This window comes from Mesorhizobium sp. M8A.F.Ca.ET.202.01.1.1 (genome assembly GCF_004791595.1).
Lineage (GTDB): Bacteria > Pseudomonadota > Alphaproteobacteria > Rhizobiales > Rhizobiaceae > Mesorhizobium.
Window position 1 is genome coordinate 211,288 of the sequence record NZ_SRUN01000014.1, and the last position, 17,949, is coordinate 229,236.

Consider the following 17,949-nt stretch of genomic DNA (forward strand, 5'->3'; position numbering starts at 1 on the left):
GAAATATAGTATTTTTCGGCGCGATTTGCACGTTTTGGCCTCAGGAAGGCTCTGAAGCCTCCCGCTTCAGCCGCTCGATCGCCATCAGCACGCGTTCGGGTGTCGCCGGCGCGTCGAGACGCGGGCAGATCTTGTGGTCGGCGACGCTGGCCACTGCGTCCGACAGCGCGTGCAGCACCGCCATGCCATGCGGCAGCGGCGGTTCGCCGACCGCCTTGGAGCGATGGATGGTCGGCTCATAGGCCTGCGACCAGTCGGTCAGCGCCACGTTGAAGATCTTCGGTCGGTCCGACGCCAGCGGAATCTTGTAGGTCGACGGCGCGTGCGTGCGCAGCCGGCCCTTGTCGTCCCACCACAGTTCCTCCGTCGTCAGCCAGCCCATGCCCTGGATGAAGCCGCCCTCGACCTGGCCGAGGTCGATGGCCCGGTTCAGCGAACGGCCGCAGTCGTGCAGGATATCGGCGCGCTCGACGACATATTCGCCGGTCAGCGTGTCGACCGACACTTCGGCGCAGGCCGCGCCATAGGCGTAGTAATAGAAGGCGTGGCCCTGGCCCTTGCTGCGATCCCAGTGGATCTTCGGCGTCTTGTAGAAGCCGGCGGCCGAGAGCTGCACACGTGCGATATAGGCCTGCTTGACCAGATCGTTGAAGCTGACCTCCTGGTTGCCGACGCGCACCCGGTTTGGCAGGAACAACACCTGGTCGACAGGGATCTGATATTTCTCGGCGGCGAAGTCGGTCAGCCGGCGGCGGATCTGGCGCGCCGCGTTCTGCGCCGCCATGCCATTGAGGTCGGCGCCCGAGGACGCAGCCGTCGGCGCGGTGTTGGGCACCTTGGCGGTGGTGGTGGCGGTGATCTTCACGCGATCGAGGTCGATCTGGAACTCCTCCGCAACGACTTGCGCCACCTTGAGATGCAGGCCCTGCCCCATTTCGGTGCCGCCATGGTTCATGTGCACCGAACCATCGGCATAGACATGCACCAGCGCGCCGGCCTGGTTGGCCTCGGTCTTGGTGAAGGAGATGCCGAACTTGACCGGCGTCAGCGCCAGGCCGCGCTTGACGAAGCGGCTGTTGGCGTTGAATGCGGAAATCTCGCGACGGCGGCGCGCATAGTTGGCGCTGTCTTCCAGTTCCGCCACGATGCGCTGGATGATGCAGTCCTCGACCTTCTGGTGATAAGGGGTGACGTTGCGGCCGCCGATCGCTTCCATCGGATCGTAGAAATTCAGCTTGCGGATTTCGAGCGAATCCTTGCCGACCGCGAAGGCGACCTCGTCGATGACACGCTCGGCGCCGACCATGCCTTGCGGGCCGCCGAAGCCGCGGAACGCGGTGTTGGAGACGGTGTTGGTGTAGAGCGGCGCGGACTTGGCCAGCACCGCGGGATAGAAATAGGCGTTGTCGCAGTGGAACAGCGCACGGTCGCCGACCGGGCCGGACAGGTCGGCGGAGAAGCCGCAGCGCAAGGCGTAAGTGAAATCGACGCCGAGAATATTGCCCTCGTCGTCGAAGCCGACCTCGTAGTCGATGGCGAAATCGTGCCGCTTGCCGGTGGCGGTCATGTCCTCGTCGCGGTCGAGCCGGATCTTGACCGCCCGCTTCAGCCTCTTGGCGGCGATCGCGGCGATCGCGGCGCACTGGTTGGCCTGCGTTTCCTTGCCGCCGAAGCCGCCGCCCATGCGGCGCACTTCCACCGTCACCGCGTTACTCGGCACGCCAAGCGTGTGGGCGACCAGATGCTGCGTCTCGCTCGGCCCCTGGGTCGAACAATAGACGGTGACCTCGTCGTCCTCGCCGGGGATGGCGAGAGACACCTGGCCTTCGAGGTAGAAATGGTCCTGGCCGCCAAGCCACATCCGGTTCTTGATGCGGCGGGGCGCTGCCTTGATTGCCGCAGCCGCATCGCCGCGCCGCAAGATCAGCGGCGTGGTCACCTGCTTGTCCTTCGCCGGATCAAGGTCCCAGATGTCGATCACGGCGGGAAGCTCGTCATATTCGATCCTGGCCAGGCGCGCGGCGCGCCGGGCTGCCTCGCGCGTCTCGGCAATCACCGCGAAGATCGGCTGGCCGAAGAACTGCACCTTGCCTTCCGCCAGAACCGGATCGTCATGCATGTTGCTGGGCGAGACATCGTTCTCACCCGGCACGTCGGCATAAGTCAGCACGTCGACGACACCAGGGGCCGCGCGCACCGCCGAGAGGTCGACGCTTTTCAGAACGCCATGCGCCACCTTGGACAGGCCAAGGCCGGCATGCAGGGTGCCGGCCGGCTCCGGCATGTCGTCGATATAGACGGCGCCGCCGCTGACATGCTTGTGGGCGGAATCATGCCGCTGGTCGGTAGCGACGCCGCCGACGATCTTCTCGGCCTTGAGGTTTGATGATGCGTGCTTGTTCATCAGGCCGCCTCGTTGCGTGATACCTGGAACGGCGCCTTGGTGCCGGTGGTTTCCACGTAGAAGCGCAACAAAAGGTTCTTCGCTGCCAGCGCTCGATATTCGGCGGTCGCGCGCATATCGGTGAGCGGCGTGAAGTCCTTGACGTATTCGGCCATCGCGGCCTCCACCGTGGCTTCGTTCCAGGCCTTGCCTATCAGCGCCTTCTCGACAGCCGACGCCCGCTTCGGCGTTGCCGCCATGCCGCCATAGGCGATGCGGATATCGGCCACCGTGCCGTCCTTGGCCAGAGCCAGACAGAAGGCACCCAAGGTCGCGGTGATGTCCTCGTCGCGGCGCTTGGTGACCTTGTAGACAGCGAATTTCACGTCCTTTGCCGGCACGGGCACGTGCACGGCCTCGACGAACTCGCCCGGCTGGCGATCCTGCTTGCCATAGGCAATGAAGAAGTCCTGCAACGGGATCGTGCGCCGCTTCCTGCCCTTGCGCAATGTCAGCCGTGCGCCGAGCACGATCAAGGGCGGCGGCGTGTCGCCGATCGGCGAGCCGTTGGCGACATTGCCGCCGATCGTGCCCATGTTGCGGACCTGTTCGCCGCCGATGCGGTCGAACAACGGCCCCAACGCAGGGATGCGTTTCGACAGCGTCGAAAAGGCTTCGGTGTAGGTCACGCCGGCGCCAATCGATATGACGCCGTTTTCTTCCGTGACGGCGCAAAGCCCCGGCAGATTGCCGATGAAGATCGCCGGCGAGATATCGCGCATGTGCTTGGTCACCCACAGGCCAACATCGGTCGAACCGGCGACGACCGTCGCGGTGGGTTCCTTCTCGAAGACAGAAGCGAAATCGTCGGCGTCGGCCGGCACGACCAGCCGCGTCCTGCCGGAGCCAATCTCGACCCTGGCGCCATCGCGCAACGACTGCAGCCGTGTCGTGATGTCCCGGCGCTCCGCCGCCAGCGGGTCCTTCGCCGCCTTGCCATAGCTCGATATGGCGTGCGCGGCGCGCATGATCGCTTCGTAGCCAGTGCAGCGGCAGAGATTGCCTTGCAAGGCTTTTTCGATGGCCGCGTCCGACGGGTCCGGCGACTTCATCCACAGGCCGTAGAGCGACATGACGAAACCCGGCGTGCAGAAGCCGCATTGCGAGCCATGGAAATCGACCATCGCCTGCTGCACAGGATGCAACCGGCCTGACACACCGCGCAGATGTTCGACCGTCACGACATGGGCGCCGTCGAGCGAGCCGAGGAAGCGGATGCAGGAATTGACGCTTTCATAGACCAATCCGGCGGCCGATAGCCTGCCGACCAGCACGGTGCAGGCGCCGCAATCGCCCTCGGCGCAGCCTTCCTTGGTGCCGCGCAGCGAACGATCGAGCCGCAGCCAGTCGAGCAAGGTCGCGTCGGGCGCCACGGATGACAGCGCGACATCCCTGCCATTGAGGATGAAGCGGATTTCGTTGCGGATGTTGACCTTGGCCATGCCTCAGCTCCCCCTGTAGGTGGAATAGCCGTAGGGCGAGATCAGCAATGGTACATGATAGTGCACCGCCTCCGCCATGCCGAAGCGTATCGGCACGCTGTCGAGGAAGGCAGGCTCCGGCAGCTTCGTGCCCTGGCCGCGCAGATAGTCGCCGGCCGCGAACATCAGTTCGTATTCGCCGGTGCGGAAGTCGGCGCCTGCCAGCAGCGGCGCGTCGCAGCGGCCGTCTGCATTGGTGACGACCGTCTTCAGAAGCGTGCGAGCAGCACCGTCGAGACGGTAGAGCGCGATCGACAATCCCGCCGCCGGCCTGCCGGTCGCGGTATCGAGGACATGGGTCGTCAGACGCCCGCCATCGGCTTTCGACGTTTCTGCCATTGGCCGCCTCCCATTTCCAGTACGAACAAATTGGCCGGTATAATCGAGCACTGCTGATGAATTGTGCGCCAATTAAAGGCGATGCATAAGTCCCGGTCGAGCGGAGTGCGACAAAAACACTTTCAAAAATTTTGAGGGGAATGCGAGAAGCACCCTTTCGATATTCTGATCATACTTCCGGTGATGCCGGGCGCGGAGGGACGATGCGTTACACCAGGGACATGCGTGGCTACGGGGCCAATCCGCCGGATCCGAAATGGCCTGGCGGCGCGCATGTCGCCGTGCAGTTCGTCGTCAATTACGAGGAGGGCGGCGAGAACTGCGTGCTCCACGGCGACAAGGCTTCGGAAGCCTTCCTCTCGGAAATCGTCGGCGCGGCGCCCTGGGTGGGCCAGCGCCACTGGAACATGGAATCGATCTACGAGTATGGGGCGCGAGCCGGCTTCTGGCGGCTGTTGCGCCTGTTCGGCGAGGCGCAAGTGCCTGTGACCTGCTATGGCGTCGCCACGGCGCTCGCGCGCTCCCCCGACCAGGTCACGGCGATGCAGGAAGCCGGCTGGGAAATCGCCTCGCACGGGTTGAGATGGATCGACTACCGCGACCACGATGCCGAGGACGAGCGCCGCGACCTCGAAGCGGCGATCAAGCTGCATTACGAGGTGACCGGCCAGCGCCCGACCGGCTGGTATACGGGCCGCACTTCGGTCAACACGGTGCGCCTGGTGGCGGAGGAAGGCGGCTTCGATTACGTCTCGGACACCTATGACGACGAACTGCCCTACTGGTTCGAGCATAGCGGCGGCACGCAGCTCATCATCCCCTACACGCTCGATGCCAACGACATGCGCTTCGCCACGCCGCAAGGCTTCAATTCGGGCGACCAGTTCTTTGCCTATCTCAAGGATAGTTTCGACACGCTCTATGCCGAGGGCAAGGCAGGCAGGCCGCGCATGATGAATATCGGCCTGCATTGCCGCCTTGTCGGGCGGCCGGGCCGGGTGGCGGCGCTGAAGCGCTTCGTCGATTATGTCAAATCGCATGACAAGGTCTGGCTGGCGCGGCGCATCGACATCGCCAAGCACTGGCAGGAGAACCATCCCTACAAACCGGCCGCTCTGCGCCCGTCGAAGATGGAATTCGAGACGTTCGTTCACACCTTCGGCGCCGTGTTCGAACATTCGCCCTGGATTGCCGAACGGGCCCACGAGTTGGAGCTCGGTCCGGCACACGACACGGCGGGGGGCCTGCACAATGCGCTCTGCCGCATCTTCCGCGCCGCCAGCGAAACCGAACGGCTCGGCGTGCTCAACGCCCATCCCGACCTCGCCGGCAAACTGGCCAAGGCCAGGCGGCTGACGGCGGAATCCACCCGGGAACAGGCTTCCGCCGGCCTCGACGCGCTGACCGACAAGGAACGCGAACTGTTCTCCAAGCTCAACGCCGCCTACGTCACCACCTTCGGCTTCCCCTTCATCATCGCGGTGAAAGGCAAGACAAAGGAGGAAATCCTCGCCGAATTCGAAGCCCGTATCGGCAACGGCCGCGGCGTCGAATTCGAAACCGCCTGCAAACAGGTCGAGCGCATTGCGCTGTTGCGCCTCAAGGACATGCTTCCACAATAGGTTTAAACCCATGGATACGATCAGGATGCCCGAGCGAACCTATTATGCCCCACAGGGGGGCCATCCCGGCCAGAACGAGCTTTTGACCGGGCGCGCCGTCTTCACCGAGGCCTATGCGGTCATCCCCAAAGGCGTGATGCAGGACATCGTGACCAGCCCGCTGCCGTTCTGGGACAAGACCAGGGCTTGGATCATCGCAAGGCCGCTGTCGGGCTTTGCCGAGACGTTTTCTCAGTACATCGTCGAGGTTCTGCCGGGCGGCGGCAGCGACCGGCCGGAACCTGACTCCGGCGCCGAAGGCGTGCTGTTCGTGGTCGAGGGGGAACTCACCGTATCGCTCGCCGGCAAAAAGCATGTGCTTGCCGCCGGTGGCTTTGCCTTCCTGCCGCCGGCAAGCGGCTGGACGGTGCGCAACGAGAGCAGCGCTGCCGTCCGCTTCCACTGGATCCGCAAGGCCTATGAGGTGGTCGACGGCCTGGACACGCCGGAAGCCTTCTTCAGCAGCGACCAGCAGGTGGCGCCGACGCCGATGGCCGGCACCGAGGGCCGCTGGGCGACGACGCGTTTCGTCGATCCGGACGACATGCGCCACGACATGCACGTCACCATCGTCACGCTCGAGGCGGGCGCGGTCATTCCCTTCGCCGAAACCCATGTCATGGAACATGGGCTCTACGTGCTCGAAGGCAAGGCGGTCTACCGGCTGAACCAGGACTGGGTCGAGGTCGAGGCCGGCGACTTCATGTGGCTGCGCGCCTTCTGCCCGCAGGCCTGCTATGCCGGCGGCCCCGGAAAATTCCGCTATCTGCTCTACAAGGACGTCAACCGGCACGCCAAGCTCGGCGGCTATCTCGGGGGCCGCGCGCGGTGAGCCGCATCGTCGCGCAGCCGCTGAGCCGCGAAAACTTCGCGCCCTTCGGCGACGTCATCGATATGGGCGGCGACAACCGCTACCCAATCAATGGCGGCAAGGCGATCCGCTATCATGATCTCGCCACCGCCGAGGCCGCTGGGCCGAATGCGCGCGTGCTGATCTCGATGGTGCGCGGCACACCCTATGAAATGCCGCTGAAGCTGACCATGGTCGAGCGCCATCCGCTCGGCAGCCAGGCTTTCATCCCGCTGTCGCCACGGCCGTTTCTGGTCGTCGTCTGCCACGATACCAAGGACGGGCCGGGCGAACCGCATGGCTTCATCGCCGCGCCCGGACAGGGCATCAACTACAAGCGCAATCTCTGGCACGGTGTGCTGACGCCGATCGGCGAGGAACAGGATTTCCTCATCGTCGATCGCGGCGGCGATGGCTCCAACCTCGAAGAGTTTCACTTCTCGCACCCTTACGAAATCCACCTTCCCAGAAAGCCCGTGATTTCATCATGACCGACATTTCGCTGATCGACCGCCTGCTCGACGTGATCGAGCACGACATCGTGCCGAAGACGGCAGAAGGCGTCGCCCATGGCAACAAGCTGTTCGGCGCGGCGATCCTGCGCAAGGACGACCGGTCGCTGGTGCTGGCCGAGACCAACAACGAGATGGAAAACCCGCTCTGGCATGGCGAGGTGCATTGCCTGAAGCGTTTTTACGAAATGCCCAAGGCCGAACGTGTCGACACGAAAGACGCCATTTTCATCGCCACACACGAGCCCTGCTCGCTCTGCCTGTCGGCGATCACCTGGACCGGTTTCGACAATTTCTACTATTTGTTCAGCCACGAGGACTCGCGCGACAGTTTTGCCATCCCGCATGATCTGAAGATTTTGAAAGAGGTCTTCACGCTCGACCCCGGCGGCTACAATGCCGAGAACGCCTATTGGAAGAGTTTTTCGATCCGTCGGCTGGTGCGGGCCCTCCCCGAGGCCGAGCGCGCGAGGCTGGAGACGCGGATCGGCAGGATTTCCGCACGCTATGACGAGTTGTCCGACGCCTATCAGGCGAACAAGGCCGCAAACGACATTCCGCTGAGTTGATGGTATGAGACAAGTCGCATATTTCGCTGCTCCAGTCGCGAATGGCGATTGAAAGTTTTCGTGCCGCGGAGCGTTATGCCTGCCATGAAAACCATCACCGAATTTCCCCGTAAGGTCGTCGAATTTCCCGACATGGGTATCGTCATGCCCGATGGCTGCCGGTTGTCGGCGCGGGTGTGGATGCCGGAGGATGCGGGCGACGATCCGGTACCTGTCATCCTCGAGCATCTGCCCTACCGCAAGCGCGACGGAACGATCTTTCGCGATCAGCTTACCCATCCCTATTTCGCCGGCCACGGCTACGCCTCGATCCGCGTCGACATGCGCGGCAATGGCGATTCCGAAGGGCTGATGGACGACGAATATTCCGAGCAGGAACTGCAGGACGCCTGCGATGTCATCGCCTGGGCGGCGGCGCAGCCCTGGTGCAACGGCAATGTCGGCATGATGGGCATCTCCTGGGGCGGCTTCAACTGCCTGCAGGTGGCGGCCAAACAGCCGCCGGCGCTCAAGGCGGTGATCAGCCTGTGCTCGACCGTCGACCGCTATGCCGACGACATTCACTACAAGGGCGGCTGCCTTTTGAACGAGAATTTCGGCTGGGCCTCGACCATGCTGTCCTATTCGTCGCGGCCACCGGATCCGCTGATTGCCGGCGATAACCGTTGGCGCGATCTCTGGCTGGCGCGGCTGGAGAACCAGTCCTTCCTGTTGCCGCTGTGGCTCAGCCACCAGCATCGCGACGCCTATTGGAAGCGCGGCTCGATCTGCGAGGATTTTTCCGCAATCAAAGCTGCAGTGCTGTCGATCGGCGGCTGGCATGACGGCTACCGCAACACGATCTCGCACCTCGTCACCAACATCGAGGCACCGGTCAAGGGCATCGTTGGACCGTGGATACACAAATACCCGCACTATGCGGGCCCCAAGCCGGCCATCGGCTTCCTGCAGGAAGCGCTGCGCTGGTGGGACCACTGGCTGAAGGGCGCCGAGACCGGCGTCGAGGCCGATCCCGACTATCGCGCCTATGTGATGGACAGCGTGCGCCCCGCTCGCTGGCATCCGGAGCGGCCCGGCCGCTGGATAGCCGAGCAGGAATGGCCGTCGTCCAACATAACGATTGAAACGATCGAACTCGTTTCCGCTGATGCAGGACCTTCCATCGTCGCTTCGCCGCAGACCTGCGGGCTTGCCGGCGGCGAATACTTTCCCTTCACCTTCGGCCCGGAATTGCCTGGTGACCAGCGCCCTGACGACGGGCTGTCGGCGTGTTTCGACCAGCCTGAGCTCACCAAGCCGATCGAGATCGTCGGCGCGCCGGAGCTTGAGATCCAGTTTGCCTCCGATCGGCCCCAGGCCAACATCGCGGTCCGGCTTTGCGACGTGCATCCCGACGGCGCCTCGGAACTTATCTCCTATGGCGTGCTCAATCTGACGCACCGCAAGTCGCATGAATTCCCCGAGGCGCTGGTCCCAGGGGAGACAGTTTCGGCGCGTGTCGTGCTCGATCAATGTGCCTACCGCGTGCCGGCCGGCCATCGTTTGCGCGTCGCCGTTTCGACCGCCTACTGGCCTGCCATCTGGCCCTCGCCGGAGCCGGTACGGCTGACCTTGTCGGCGGCCTCGCTATCAGTGCCGCTGCGCCTGCTCGCAACAGGCGACGAAGTCGTCTTCGGCGAACCGGAAGGCGCCACGCCCTGGGCGACGGAGACGGTTCGACCCGCCAATTCCGAACGCCATGTCGACCGCGACGAAAAGACGGGAATCGTCACGCTTTCCATTGCGGATGATTTCGGCGAGGTGCGTGATCTCGACCACGGCCTTGTCAACGGCAGCATCGCCCGCGAAACCTGGACCATCCATCCTGACGATCCTCTGTCAGCCTCCGGGAAAACACATTGGACGCAGACCCTGTCGCGAAATGGATGGTCGGTCCGTACCGAGACATGGGCGCAGATGCGGTCGGATGCGCAAAACTTCATCGTCAGCGCCAGAATCGAGGCCTACGAAGGCGAAAACCTCGTCTTCGAGCGCGATTTCGACGAAAGTGTCCCGCGCGCGCTGGTCTGAGTGCTGAAACCGTTGGTCCAAATGCGACGTGCGATTTACGCCACGGCATGTCGCATTCGGTCTTGCTTACCGCTTTCCCTTGCGGTCATTATTCCCCTCACAAGAAGCAAGAAAATCGACCGCAGAGTCGAACCAACAGAGTGAGGAACTCAAAAATGTCGAATGAACTCGAATTCCTTAGCCGGCGCGTTGCAGCAGGCAAGCTGAGCCGTCGTGATTTTCTCGGCCGGGCGGCAGCGCTCGGCATCGCCGCACCCTTCGCCAACTCGCTGCTTTCAAGCGCGGCGCGGGCGGCCGGTCCGGTCAAGGGCGGCACGCTGAAGGCCGGCCTGGTCGGCGGTGAATCCACCAACAGTCTCGATCCGGCCCTGTTCATGACCCAGGTGCCGTTCGCCTTCGGCAAGTGCTGGGGCGAAATGATCGTCGAGCTGTCGCCCGACGGCAAGCTCGAGAACCGCATCGCCGAGGAGATCGGCTCGTCCAAGGACGCCAAGACCTGGACGCTGAAGATCCGCGACGGCGTCGAATTCCACAACGGCAAGAAAGTGACCGCCGAGGACGTCGCCGCGACGCTCGAGCGCCATTCGGACGAGAAATCGAAATCCGGCGCGCTCGGCTACATGAAGGGCATCGATACCATCAAGGCCAGCGGCAAGGAAGTGGTGCTGACGCTGAAGGAGGCCAATGCCGACCTTCCCTACCTGCTCAGCGACTATCACCTGATCGTCCAGCCGAACGGCGGCAAGGACAAGGCCGACGCCGGCATCTCGGCCGGACCCTATAAGGTCACCACCAACGAGCCCGGCGTGCGCCATGGCGGCGAGCGCTTCGCCAATTACTGGCAGAGCGACAAGATGGGTCATGCCGACCAGATCGAGATCATCGTCATCAACGATGCGACTGCGCGCACGGCGGCCCTGCAGGGCGGCCAGGTCAACATGATCAACCGCGTCGAGCCGAAGATCGTCGACCTGATCAAGCGCGTGCCTGGTGTAACCATCCGCAACCATGCGGGTCCGGGCCATTACGTGTTCATCATGCATTGCAACACGGCGCCGTTCGACAACAACGACCTCAGGATGGCGCTGAAGCTGGCGATCGACCGCGAGGAGATGCTGAACAAGGTGCTGCGCGGCTATGGCTCGCTCGGCAACGACTTCCCGATCAACGCGTCCTATCCGCTTTTCACCGAGATCGAGCAGCGCAAATACGATCCCGACAAGGCCAAATTCCACTACAAGAAGTCCGGTCATGACGGCGCCGTGCTGCTCAGGACCTCGGACGTCGCCTTCCCGGGCGCTGTCGATGCGTCCCAGCTCTTCCAGCAGAGCGCGGCCAAGGCCGGCATCAAGATCGAGCTCAAGCGCGAGCCCGGCGACGGCTACTGGAACGAGGTCTGGAACAAGCAGCCCTTCTGCGCTTCCTATTGGGGCGGCCGCTCGACGCAGGACCAGATGTACTCGACCGCCTACCTGTCGACCGCCGACTGGAACGACACGCGTTTCAAGCGCCCGGATTTCGACAAGATGGTGCTGGCGGCGCGCGCCGAACTGGACGAGGCCAAGCGCAAGCAGATGTACCACGACATGGCGGTCATGGTGCGCGACGAAGGCGGTCTGATCCTGCCGATGTTCAACCAGTTCATCGACGCCACCGGCGCCAAGGTCGATGGCTGGGTGGACGACCCGCATCAGGAGCTGATGAACGGCTACGCCCTGGCGAAGTGCTGGCTGCAGGCCTGAGTCCGGCTTTGCGGATATGTCTTCACCCATCCTGAAACTAATCGCCCAGCGCATCGCGCTGGGCATCCTCCTTTTGTTGGCCATTTCGGTCCTGATCTTTGCCGGCACGCAAATCCTGCCCGGCGACGTCGCGCAAGCCATTTTGGGACAATCGGCGACACCGGAGTCGCTCGCCAATCTGCGCGAGCAGCTTGGACTGAACGACCCCGCCTATATCAGGTACTTCCATTGGCTCGGCGGCGTCTTGACCGGGGACCTCGGCACGGCGATGTCGAGCGGGCAGGATATCGCGACCTCGATCAAGGGCCGGCTGTGGAACACGCTGTTCCTCGCCTTCTGGGCGGCGATCGTGGCCGTGCCGCTGGCAATCATCCTTGGGCTGATCGCGGTGCGCTATCGCAATGGCTGGGTCGACAAGCTGATCTCCGGACTGGCGCTTGCCTCGACCTCGTTCCCGGAATTCTTCATCGGCTATCTCCTGGTCTATTTTTTCGCGGTGAAATGGCAGATCTTTCCCGCCATCTCGACTGTCTATGACGGCATGCCTTTCGGCGAACGCATGCAGGCCATCGCGCTGCCGGCCACGGCGCTGACGCTGGTAGTGCTCGCGCACATGATGCGCATGACGCGTGCGGCGATCCTCAACGTCATGCAGTCGGCTTATGTCGAAACGGCGGAACTCAAAGGGCTTTCAGCCTTCTCCGTCATCCGCAGGCACGCCTTCCCGAATGCCATCGCGCCGATCATCAATGTCGTCATGCTCAACCTCGCCTATCTCATCGTCGGCGTCGTCGTGGTCGAGGTGATCTTCGTCTATCCCGGCATGGGACAGTATCTGGTCGACCACGTCACCAAGCGCGACGTGCCGGTGGTGCAGGCGGTCGGCCTGATCTTCGCCGCCGTCTACATCAGCCTCAACATCATCGCGGACATTGCGGCGATCGTCGCCAATCCGCGTCTCAGACATCCAAAGTGAGGGGGCGGGCATGCTCGATATAAAACGCATCCCCATCCCCGCTCTGATCGGCCTGGTGCTGACAGCCCTGTTCGTGCTCGCGGCGATCCTCGCGCCGTGGATTTCGCCCCACGACAATGCCGAGATCGTCGGCGACGTCTGGGAACCGATGTCGGCGGCGCATTGGCTTGGCACCGACAATCTTGGCCGCGATCTCTTGTCGCGCATGATCTACGGTGCCCGGATCACCCTGTTCATCGCCGTGCTGGCCACCGCGCTGTCGTTCTCGCTCGGCGCCATACTGGGTTTTTCGGCGGCTGTGTTCGGCGGCTGGTTCGACACGATCCTGTCCCGCCTCGTCGATCTCCTGATGTCGATCCCGACACTGATCATGGCCCTGGTCGTGCTCTCCGTGCTGCCGACCAACCTGGTGACGCTGATCCTGGTGATGGGCATTCTCGATTCGACGCGCGTCTATCGCCTGGCGCGCGCGGTCGCCGTCGACATCAACGTCATGGACTATGTCGAAGCGGCCAAGCTGCGCGGCGAAGGCAGCGCCTGGATCATCTTCCGCGAGATCCTGCCCAACGCGCTGTCGCCGCTGGTCTCCGAGCTCGGTCTGCGCTTCATCTACGCGGTGCTGTTCCTGTCGACGCTGTCCTTTCTCGGTCTCGGCGTGCAACCGCCAGACGCCGACTGGGGCGGCATGGTCAAGGAGAACAAGGACGGCATCGTCTTCGGCATCGCCGCCGCGCTCATTCCCGCGGCCGCGATCGCGGCCCTGGCGATCTCGGTCAACCTAGTGGCCGACTGGGTACTGAACCGCACGACAAGCCTGAAGGGAGGACGCGGCTGATGGCTGACGGCAAGGCAAAGTCCACTCCCCTGCTCGACATCCGCAATTTGCGCATCGAGGCGACGGTCTATCCGCCTGGTGAGGCGCCGAAGGCCATCACGCTGGTCCACGACGTGTCGCTGACGCTGGAGAAGGGCAAGGTGTTGGGCCTGATCGGCGAATCCGGCGCCGGCAAGTCGACGATCGGCCTGTCGTCGATGGGCTATGGCCGCGGCGGCGTGCGCATCACCGGCGGCGAAGTCATTCTCAACGGCCGTGACATCCTGAAGGGCGGCAAGGACGAATTCCGCAAGCTGCGCGGCCGCGAGGTCTGCTATGTCGCGCAATCGGCGGCAGCCGCCTTCAATCCGGCGCACAGGCTGATGGACCAGGTTGTGGAAGCCACGCTGCTGCATGGCACGGCAACCCGCGCGGAGGCCGAGAAGCGGGCCGTCGCGCTGTTCAAGAAGCTCAGCCTGCCCAATCCGGAAACCATTGGCGAACGCTTTCCGCACCAGGTGTCGGGCGGCCAGCTGCAGCGCGTCATGACGGCGATGGCGCTGTGCTCCGAACCCGACCTGATCGTCTTCGACGAGCCGACCACAGCGCTCGACGTGACGACGCAGATCGACGTGCTGTCGGCGATCAAGGACGCCATCCGCGACACGCATGTGGCGGCGCTCTACATCACCCATGACCTTGCCGTCGTCGCCCAGGTCTCCGACGAGATCATGGTGCTGCGCCACGGCCGGCTGGTCGAATGGGGAGGCACCCGCCAGATCATCAAGGAGCCTCGCCAGGAATACACCAACGCGCTGGTCTCGGTGCACGAGATCGAGCATGCCGAACAGAACCCGGGCGCGACGCCGTTCCTGTCGGTCAAGAACGTCACCGCCGCCTATGGCGGCGGCCAGGTCAAAGTGCTCAAGAACGTTTCGGTCGACATCTATCCGGGCCAGACGCTGGCCGTGGTTGGCGAATCCGGTTCCGGTAAATCGACGCTGGCGCGCGCCATCACCGGCCTGTTGCCGCCCGAGCAGGGCAATGTGACCTTCGACGGGCGCCCGCTGGCCAACCGGCTTGCCGACCGGCCGAAGGAGGATCTGCGCCAGTTGCAGATGATCTACCAGATGGCCGACGTGGCGATGAACCCGCGCCAGACCGTCGGCACGATCATCGGCCGGCCGCTCGAATTCTATTTCGGCATCCGCGGCAGGGAACGCGACCGGCGTGTGGCCGAGCTGCTCGACGAGATCGAGATGGGCAAGGGCTTCGTCGACCGCTATCCGGCCGAGCTTTCGGGGGGCCAGAAGCAGCGCGTCTGCATCGCCCGCTCGCTCGCCGCCAAGCCGAAGCTGATCATCTGCGACGAGGTGACATCGGCTCTCGACCCGTTGGTGGCCAACGGCATCCTCAAGCTGCTGCTTAACCTGCAGCAGCACGAAAAGGTCGCCTACCTGTTCATCACCCACGATCTGGCGACGGTGAAGTCGATCGCCGATTCGATCGCGGTGATGTATCGCGGCGAAGTGGTGCGCTACGGCTCCAAGAGCAAGGTGCTCACACCGCCCTTCGACGCCTATACCGACCTGTTGTTGTCGTCCGTTCCGGAGATGGAGATCGGCTGGTTGGAAAAGGCGATCAAGGGGCGGCGCATGGCCAGCGCGGGGAACTAGCCAGCCAGCAGCCGCCAGCCAGGGGAGATGGCGGCCGTCATCCGCATGCAACACTAGGGCGCCACACGTCCTTCGGACGGGCGCCACTGGTGTGACGTTGTTTTCAACAAGGGGTAGGACATGAAGACTGAACTCGACCATCTCGCTGAACTCGCCGGTCAGGGCCGGATATCGCGTCGCGACTTTCTTGGCCGCACAGCGGCGCTTGGGGTGTCCGCCGCGCTGGCAACGACGCTGGCCGGGAAAGCCTTCGCGCAGAGCCCGATCAAGGGCGGCATCCTCAAGGCCGGCCTGCAAGGCGGTGAATCGACCAACAGCCTCGACCCGGCGCTGAACCTCAGCCAGGTCACTTTCAGCTTCGGCAAGCAGTGGGGCGAGTATCTTGTCCGTCTCACCCCCGACAACAAGCTGGTGAACCTGATCGCCGAGGATATCGGCGCCTCCAAGGATGCCAAGACATGGACGGTCAAGATTCGCGACGGCATCGAATTCCATAACGGCAAGACGGTTGGCGCCGAGGACGTCGCCGCCACCATCGAGCGCCATGCCGACGAGAAATCGAAGTCGGGCGCGCTCGGCATTCTCAAGAACATCAAGGGCGTCAAGGCGAGCGGCAAGGAAGTTATCTTCACGCTCGGCGACGCCGATGCCGACTTCCCATATCTGATGGCCGACTACCACCTCGTCATCCAGCCGAATGGCGGCAAGGACAACCCGAATGCCGGCATCAGCGCCGGGCCTTACAAGGTGACCGTCAACCAGCCGGGCGTTCGCCATGGCGGCGAGCGCTTCGCCAATTACTGGCAGGGCGACAAGGCCGGCCATGCCGACCAGGTCGAGATCGTCGTCATCAATGACGCGACGGCCCGTCTGGCCGCGCTGCAGGGCGGCCAGGTCCACATGATCAACCGCGTTGAGCCAAAGGTCGTCGACCTGGTCAAGCGCATTCCCGGCGTCAGCATCGAGAATGCGTCCGGCAAGGGCTATTATCCGTTCAACATGTTCTGTGACACGGCGCCCTTCGACAGCAACGATCTCCGGATGGCGCTGAAGCTCGCCATGGATCGTGACGAGATGCTGGAGAAGATCCTCCGCGGCTATGGTTCGGTTGGCAACGACTTCCCGATCAATGAGGCCTATCCCCTGTTTACCGCCATCGAACAGCGCAAGTTCGACCCGGAAAAGGCGGCTGCGCTCTACAAGAAGTCCGGCCACAGCGGTTCGATCCTGCTGCGTACCTCCGATGTCGCCTTCCCTGGTGCCGTCGATGCAGCCCAGCTCTACCAGCAGAGCGCCGCCAAGGCCGGCATCAAGATTGAGATCAAGCGCGAGCCGGGCGACGGCTACTGGTCGGAAGTCTGGAACAAGCAGCCCTTCTCGCTCTCCTATTGGGGCGGACGCGCCACGCAGGACCAGATGTACTCCACCGGCTATGTCTCGACCGCCGACTGGAACGACACACGCTTCAAGCGGCCGGAGTTCGACAAGATGCTGCTTGCGGCGCGCGGCGAGCTCGACCAGGACAAGCGCAAGGCGATCTACCACGACATGGCGGTGCTGATGCGCGACGAAGGCGGCCTGATCGTGCCGTTCTTCAACCAGTTCATCGACGCCGCCGCCACCAACAAGATCGGCGGCTTCGCCAAGAGCCCGATCGGCGAAATGATGGATGGTTACGCGCTCGCCGAGTGCTGGCTGAACGCCTGATGTCCATCTGACACTGAAAAGCGCCGCGTGTTCGTGCGACACGCGGCGCACTCGTTTCAACCGACAATCCCATGGAGCCGCCCGTGGCGCTCGACACCAAGCTTCTGCTGATCATCCTCGACGGCGTGCCTTACCGCAACTGGCGCCGGCTAATGGGCAATCTGGAGGGCTGGGTGCAGTCGGGCGAGGCGCGGGTGTGGAGGATGCGTTCCGTGCTGCCGTCGACCTCGGCCTGCTGCTATGCCTCGATCCACACCGGCGTGTCGCCGCAGGTGCATGGCATTCTCTCCAACGAGAACCGCTTCCGCGTCAAACAGCCTGACGTCTTCTCCGAGGTCAGCAAGGCCGGCGGCAAGACTGGCGCCGTCACCCATTCCTACTGGTCTGAGTTCTTCCGATCATACCCGTTCGACCTAGTCGAGGACATGGAATATGACGAGCCGGGCGGTCCGATCACGCATGGCCGTTTCCACACCATGACCGGCTATAATTTGCGCAACCAGATGACACCGAGCGATGTCGACCTGTTCGCGACGCTTACCATGCTCACCCGGCGCCATGGCATCGACTACGGCATCCTGCATACCTGCACGCTGGACTCGATGGGCCACCGTTTCGGCCATGACTGCCACGAGATGGACCATGCCTGCTACGCCATGGACGGCATGCTGGCGGCCTTCCTGCCGGGCTGGATCGAGGCCGGCTACGAGGTCATGGTCACCGCCGACCACGGCCAGACCGACCGTGGCCACCATGGCGGCCATGACGACGAGATGCAGGATTTCGCGCTCTATTATTTCGGCGCCGGCAAGGGACCGCAGGCCGACACGCTGCTCGACCAGTTGCAGCTGGCGCCGACCGTGCTGAAGCGGCTGGGCGTGGCAATACCCGAGACGATGAAGGCCAAGCCGTTTTTGGATTAGTGCGGCGATCTTCCCTTCTCCCCTTGTGGGAGAAGGTGGATCGGCGCGGAGCGCCGAGACGGATGAGCAACTGTGTTTTCAGGCTTTGTCTGGATACCAGGGTTGGTTGTGTCGAAGCATGGCGCTGAGGATGGTCATAATCTTTCGGGCCACGGCGACGATGGCGACCTTTGGTTGCTTACCGTT

The 17,949-nt window shown here is 63.4% G+C and carries 14 protein-coding genes and 1 pseudogene; 11 read left to right on the forward strand and 4 right to left on the reverse strand.

What is annotated here, in order from left to right:
- Window positions 1-40: 40 nt before the first annotated feature.
- The 3 genes from xdhB to uraH are packed head-to-tail and all read right to left on the reverse strand — an operon-like array spanning window position 41 to window position 4,263.
- The gene (gene xdhB / locus EN845_RS27345; protein WP_127872924.1) at window positions 41-2,404 is read right to left on the reverse strand and encodes a xanthine dehydrogenase molybdopterin binding subunit; all 2,364 of its coding nucleotides are present in this window, start codon (window positions 2,402-2,404) and stop codon (window positions 41-43) included.
- A complete protein-coding gene (gene xdhA, locus EN845_RS27350) occupies window positions 2,404-3,885 on the reverse strand; it encodes a xanthine dehydrogenase small subunit (protein ID WP_127872923.1) in 1,482 nt (493 codons plus the stop codon). The genes xdhB and xdhA overlap by 1 nt, the downstream gene beginning before the upstream one ends.
- A 3-nt stretch (window positions 3,886-3,888) precedes the next feature.
- Window positions 3,889-4,263, reverse strand: coding sequence for a hydroxyisourate hydrolase (uraH, locus tag EN845_RS27355; RefSeq protein WP_127872922.1), 375 nt, complete (start codon window positions 4,261-4,263; stop codon window positions 3,889-3,891).
- Window positions 4,264-4,466: 203 nt separating this feature from the next.
- On the opposite strand from uraH, the gene puuE reads away from it, so the two are divergent.
- The 11 genes from puuE (at window position 4,467) to EN845_RS27410 (ending at window position 17,763) form a co-directional block, all read left to right on the forward strand.
- Window positions 4,467-5,885, forward strand: coding sequence for an allantoinase PuuE (puuE, locus tag EN845_RS27360; protein WP_127872921.1), 1,419 nt, complete (start codon window positions 4,467-4,469; stop codon window positions 5,883-5,885).
- A gap of 10 nt (window positions 5,886-5,895) precedes the next feature.
- Entirely contained in the window at window positions 5,896-6,756 is an 861-nt protein-coding gene (locus EN845_RS27365; protein ID WP_127872920.1) for a bifunctional allantoicase/(S)-ureidoglycine aminohydrolase, read from the forward strand.
- A complete protein-coding gene (locus EN845_RS27370; protein ID WP_127275733.1) occupies window positions 6,753-7,265 on the forward strand; it encodes an ureidoglycolate lyase in 513 nt (170 codons plus the stop codon). Before EN845_RS27365 ends, EN845_RS27370 begins: the two co-directional genes overlap by 4 nt.
- Window positions 7,262-7,855 (forward strand): nucleoside deaminase, encoded by a 594-nt coding sequence (locus EN845_RS27375; protein ID WP_127872919.1) that lies wholly within the window; start codon window positions 7,262-7,264, stop codon window positions 7,853-7,855. The genes EN845_RS27370 and EN845_RS27375 overlap by 4 nt, the downstream gene beginning before the upstream one ends.
- 84 nt (window positions 7,856-7,939) lie before the next feature.
- The gene (locus EN845_RS27380) at window positions 7,940-9,925 is read left to right on the forward strand and encodes a CocE/NonD family hydrolase (protein WP_127872918.1); all 1,986 of its coding nucleotides are present in this window, start codon (window positions 7,940-7,942) and stop codon (window positions 9,923-9,925) included.
- Window positions 9,926-10,080: 155 nt separating this feature from the next.
- Window positions 10,081-11,667, forward strand: coding sequence for an ABC transporter substrate-binding protein (locus EN845_RS27385; RefSeq protein ID WP_127275730.1), 1,587 nt, complete (start codon window positions 10,081-10,083; stop codon window positions 11,665-11,667).
- Window positions 11,668-11,683: 16 nt separating this feature from the next.
- Entirely contained in the window at window positions 11,684-12,643 is a 960-nt protein-coding gene (locus EN845_RS27390) for an ABC transporter permease (RefSeq protein ID WP_127275729.1), read from the forward strand.
- Window positions 12,644-12,653: 10 nt separating this feature from the next.
- Window positions 12,654-13,478, forward strand: a complete 825-nt coding sequence (locus tag EN845_RS27395) for an ABC transporter permease (protein ID WP_127275728.1) — start codon at window positions 12,654-12,656, stop codon at window positions 13,476-13,478.
- Window positions 13,478-15,133 carry an ABC transporter ATP-binding protein gene (locus EN845_RS27400; RefSeq protein ID WP_127872917.1) on the forward strand — a complete coding sequence of 552 codons (1,656 nt, stop codon included), beginning with the start codon at window positions 13,478-13,480 and terminating at the stop codon, window positions 15,131-15,133. The genes EN845_RS27395 and EN845_RS27400 overlap by 1 nt, the downstream gene beginning before the upstream one ends.
- Window positions 15,134-15,253: 120 nt before the next feature.
- Window positions 15,254-16,840: an ABC transporter substrate-binding protein gene (locus EN845_RS27405; RefSeq protein WP_127872916.1), complete on the forward strand. Its 1,587-nt coding sequence runs from the start codon at window positions 15,254-15,256 to the stop codon at window positions 16,838-16,840.
- Window positions 16,841-16,923: 83 nt separating this feature from the next.
- Window positions 16,924-17,763, forward strand: coding sequence for an alkaline phosphatase family protein (locus EN845_RS27410; RefSeq protein WP_127872915.1), 840 nt, complete (start codon window positions 16,924-16,926; stop codon window positions 17,761-17,763).
- Between the two features lie 78 nt (window positions 17,764-17,841).
- On the opposite strand, the pseudogene EN845_RS36190 reads toward EN845_RS27410, so the two are convergent.
- Window positions 17,842-17,949, reverse strand: a pseudogene (locus EN845_RS36190) (IS110 family transposase); the annotation flags it as partial.

Bases quoted from the DNA above. Each gene is read 5' to 3' on its own strand.
- xdhB (WP_127872924.1), bottom strand. From the start codon at position 2,404: ATGAACAAGCACGCATCATCAAACCTCAAGGCCGAGAAGATCGTCGGC.
- xdhA (WP_127872923.1), bottom strand. From the start codon at position 3,885: ATGGCCAAGGTCAACATCCGCAACGAAATCCGCTTCATCCTCAATGGC.
- uraH (WP_127872922.1), bottom strand. From the start codon at position 4,263: ATGGCAGAAACGTCGAAAGCCGATGGCGGGCGTCTGACGACCCATGTC.
- puuE (WP_127872921.1), top strand. From the start codon at position 4,467: ATGCGTTACACCAGGGACATGCGTGGCTACGGGGCCAATCCGCCGGAT.
- EN845_RS27365 (WP_127872920.1), top strand. From the start codon at position 5,896: ATGGATACGATCAGGATGCCCGAGCGAACCTATTATGCCCCACAGGGG.
- EN845_RS27375 (WP_127872919.1), top strand. From the start codon at position 7,262: ATGACCGACATTTCGCTGATCGACCGCCTGCTCGACGTGATCGAGCAC.
- EN845_RS27380 (WP_127872918.1), top strand. From the start codon at position 7,940: ATGAAAACCATCACCGAATTTCCCCGTAAGGTCGTCGAATTTCCCGAC.
- EN845_RS27385 (WP_127275730.1), top strand. From the start codon at position 10,081: ATGTCGAATGAACTCGAATTCCTTAGCCGGCGCGTTGCAGCAGGCAAG.
- EN845_RS27390 (WP_127275729.1), top strand. From the start codon at position 11,684: ATGTCTTCACCCATCCTGAAACTAATCGCCCAGCGCATCGCGCTGGGC.
- EN845_RS27395 (WP_127275728.1), top strand. From the start codon at position 12,654: ATGCTCGATATAAAACGCATCCCCATCCCCGCTCTGATCGGCCTGGTG.
- EN845_RS27400 (WP_127872917.1), top strand. From the start codon at position 13,478: ATGGCTGACGGCAAGGCAAAGTCCACTCCCCTGCTCGACATCCGCAAT.
- EN845_RS27405 (WP_127872916.1), top strand. From the start codon at position 15,254: ATGAAGACTGAACTCGACCATCTCGCTGAACTCGCCGGTCAGGGCCGG.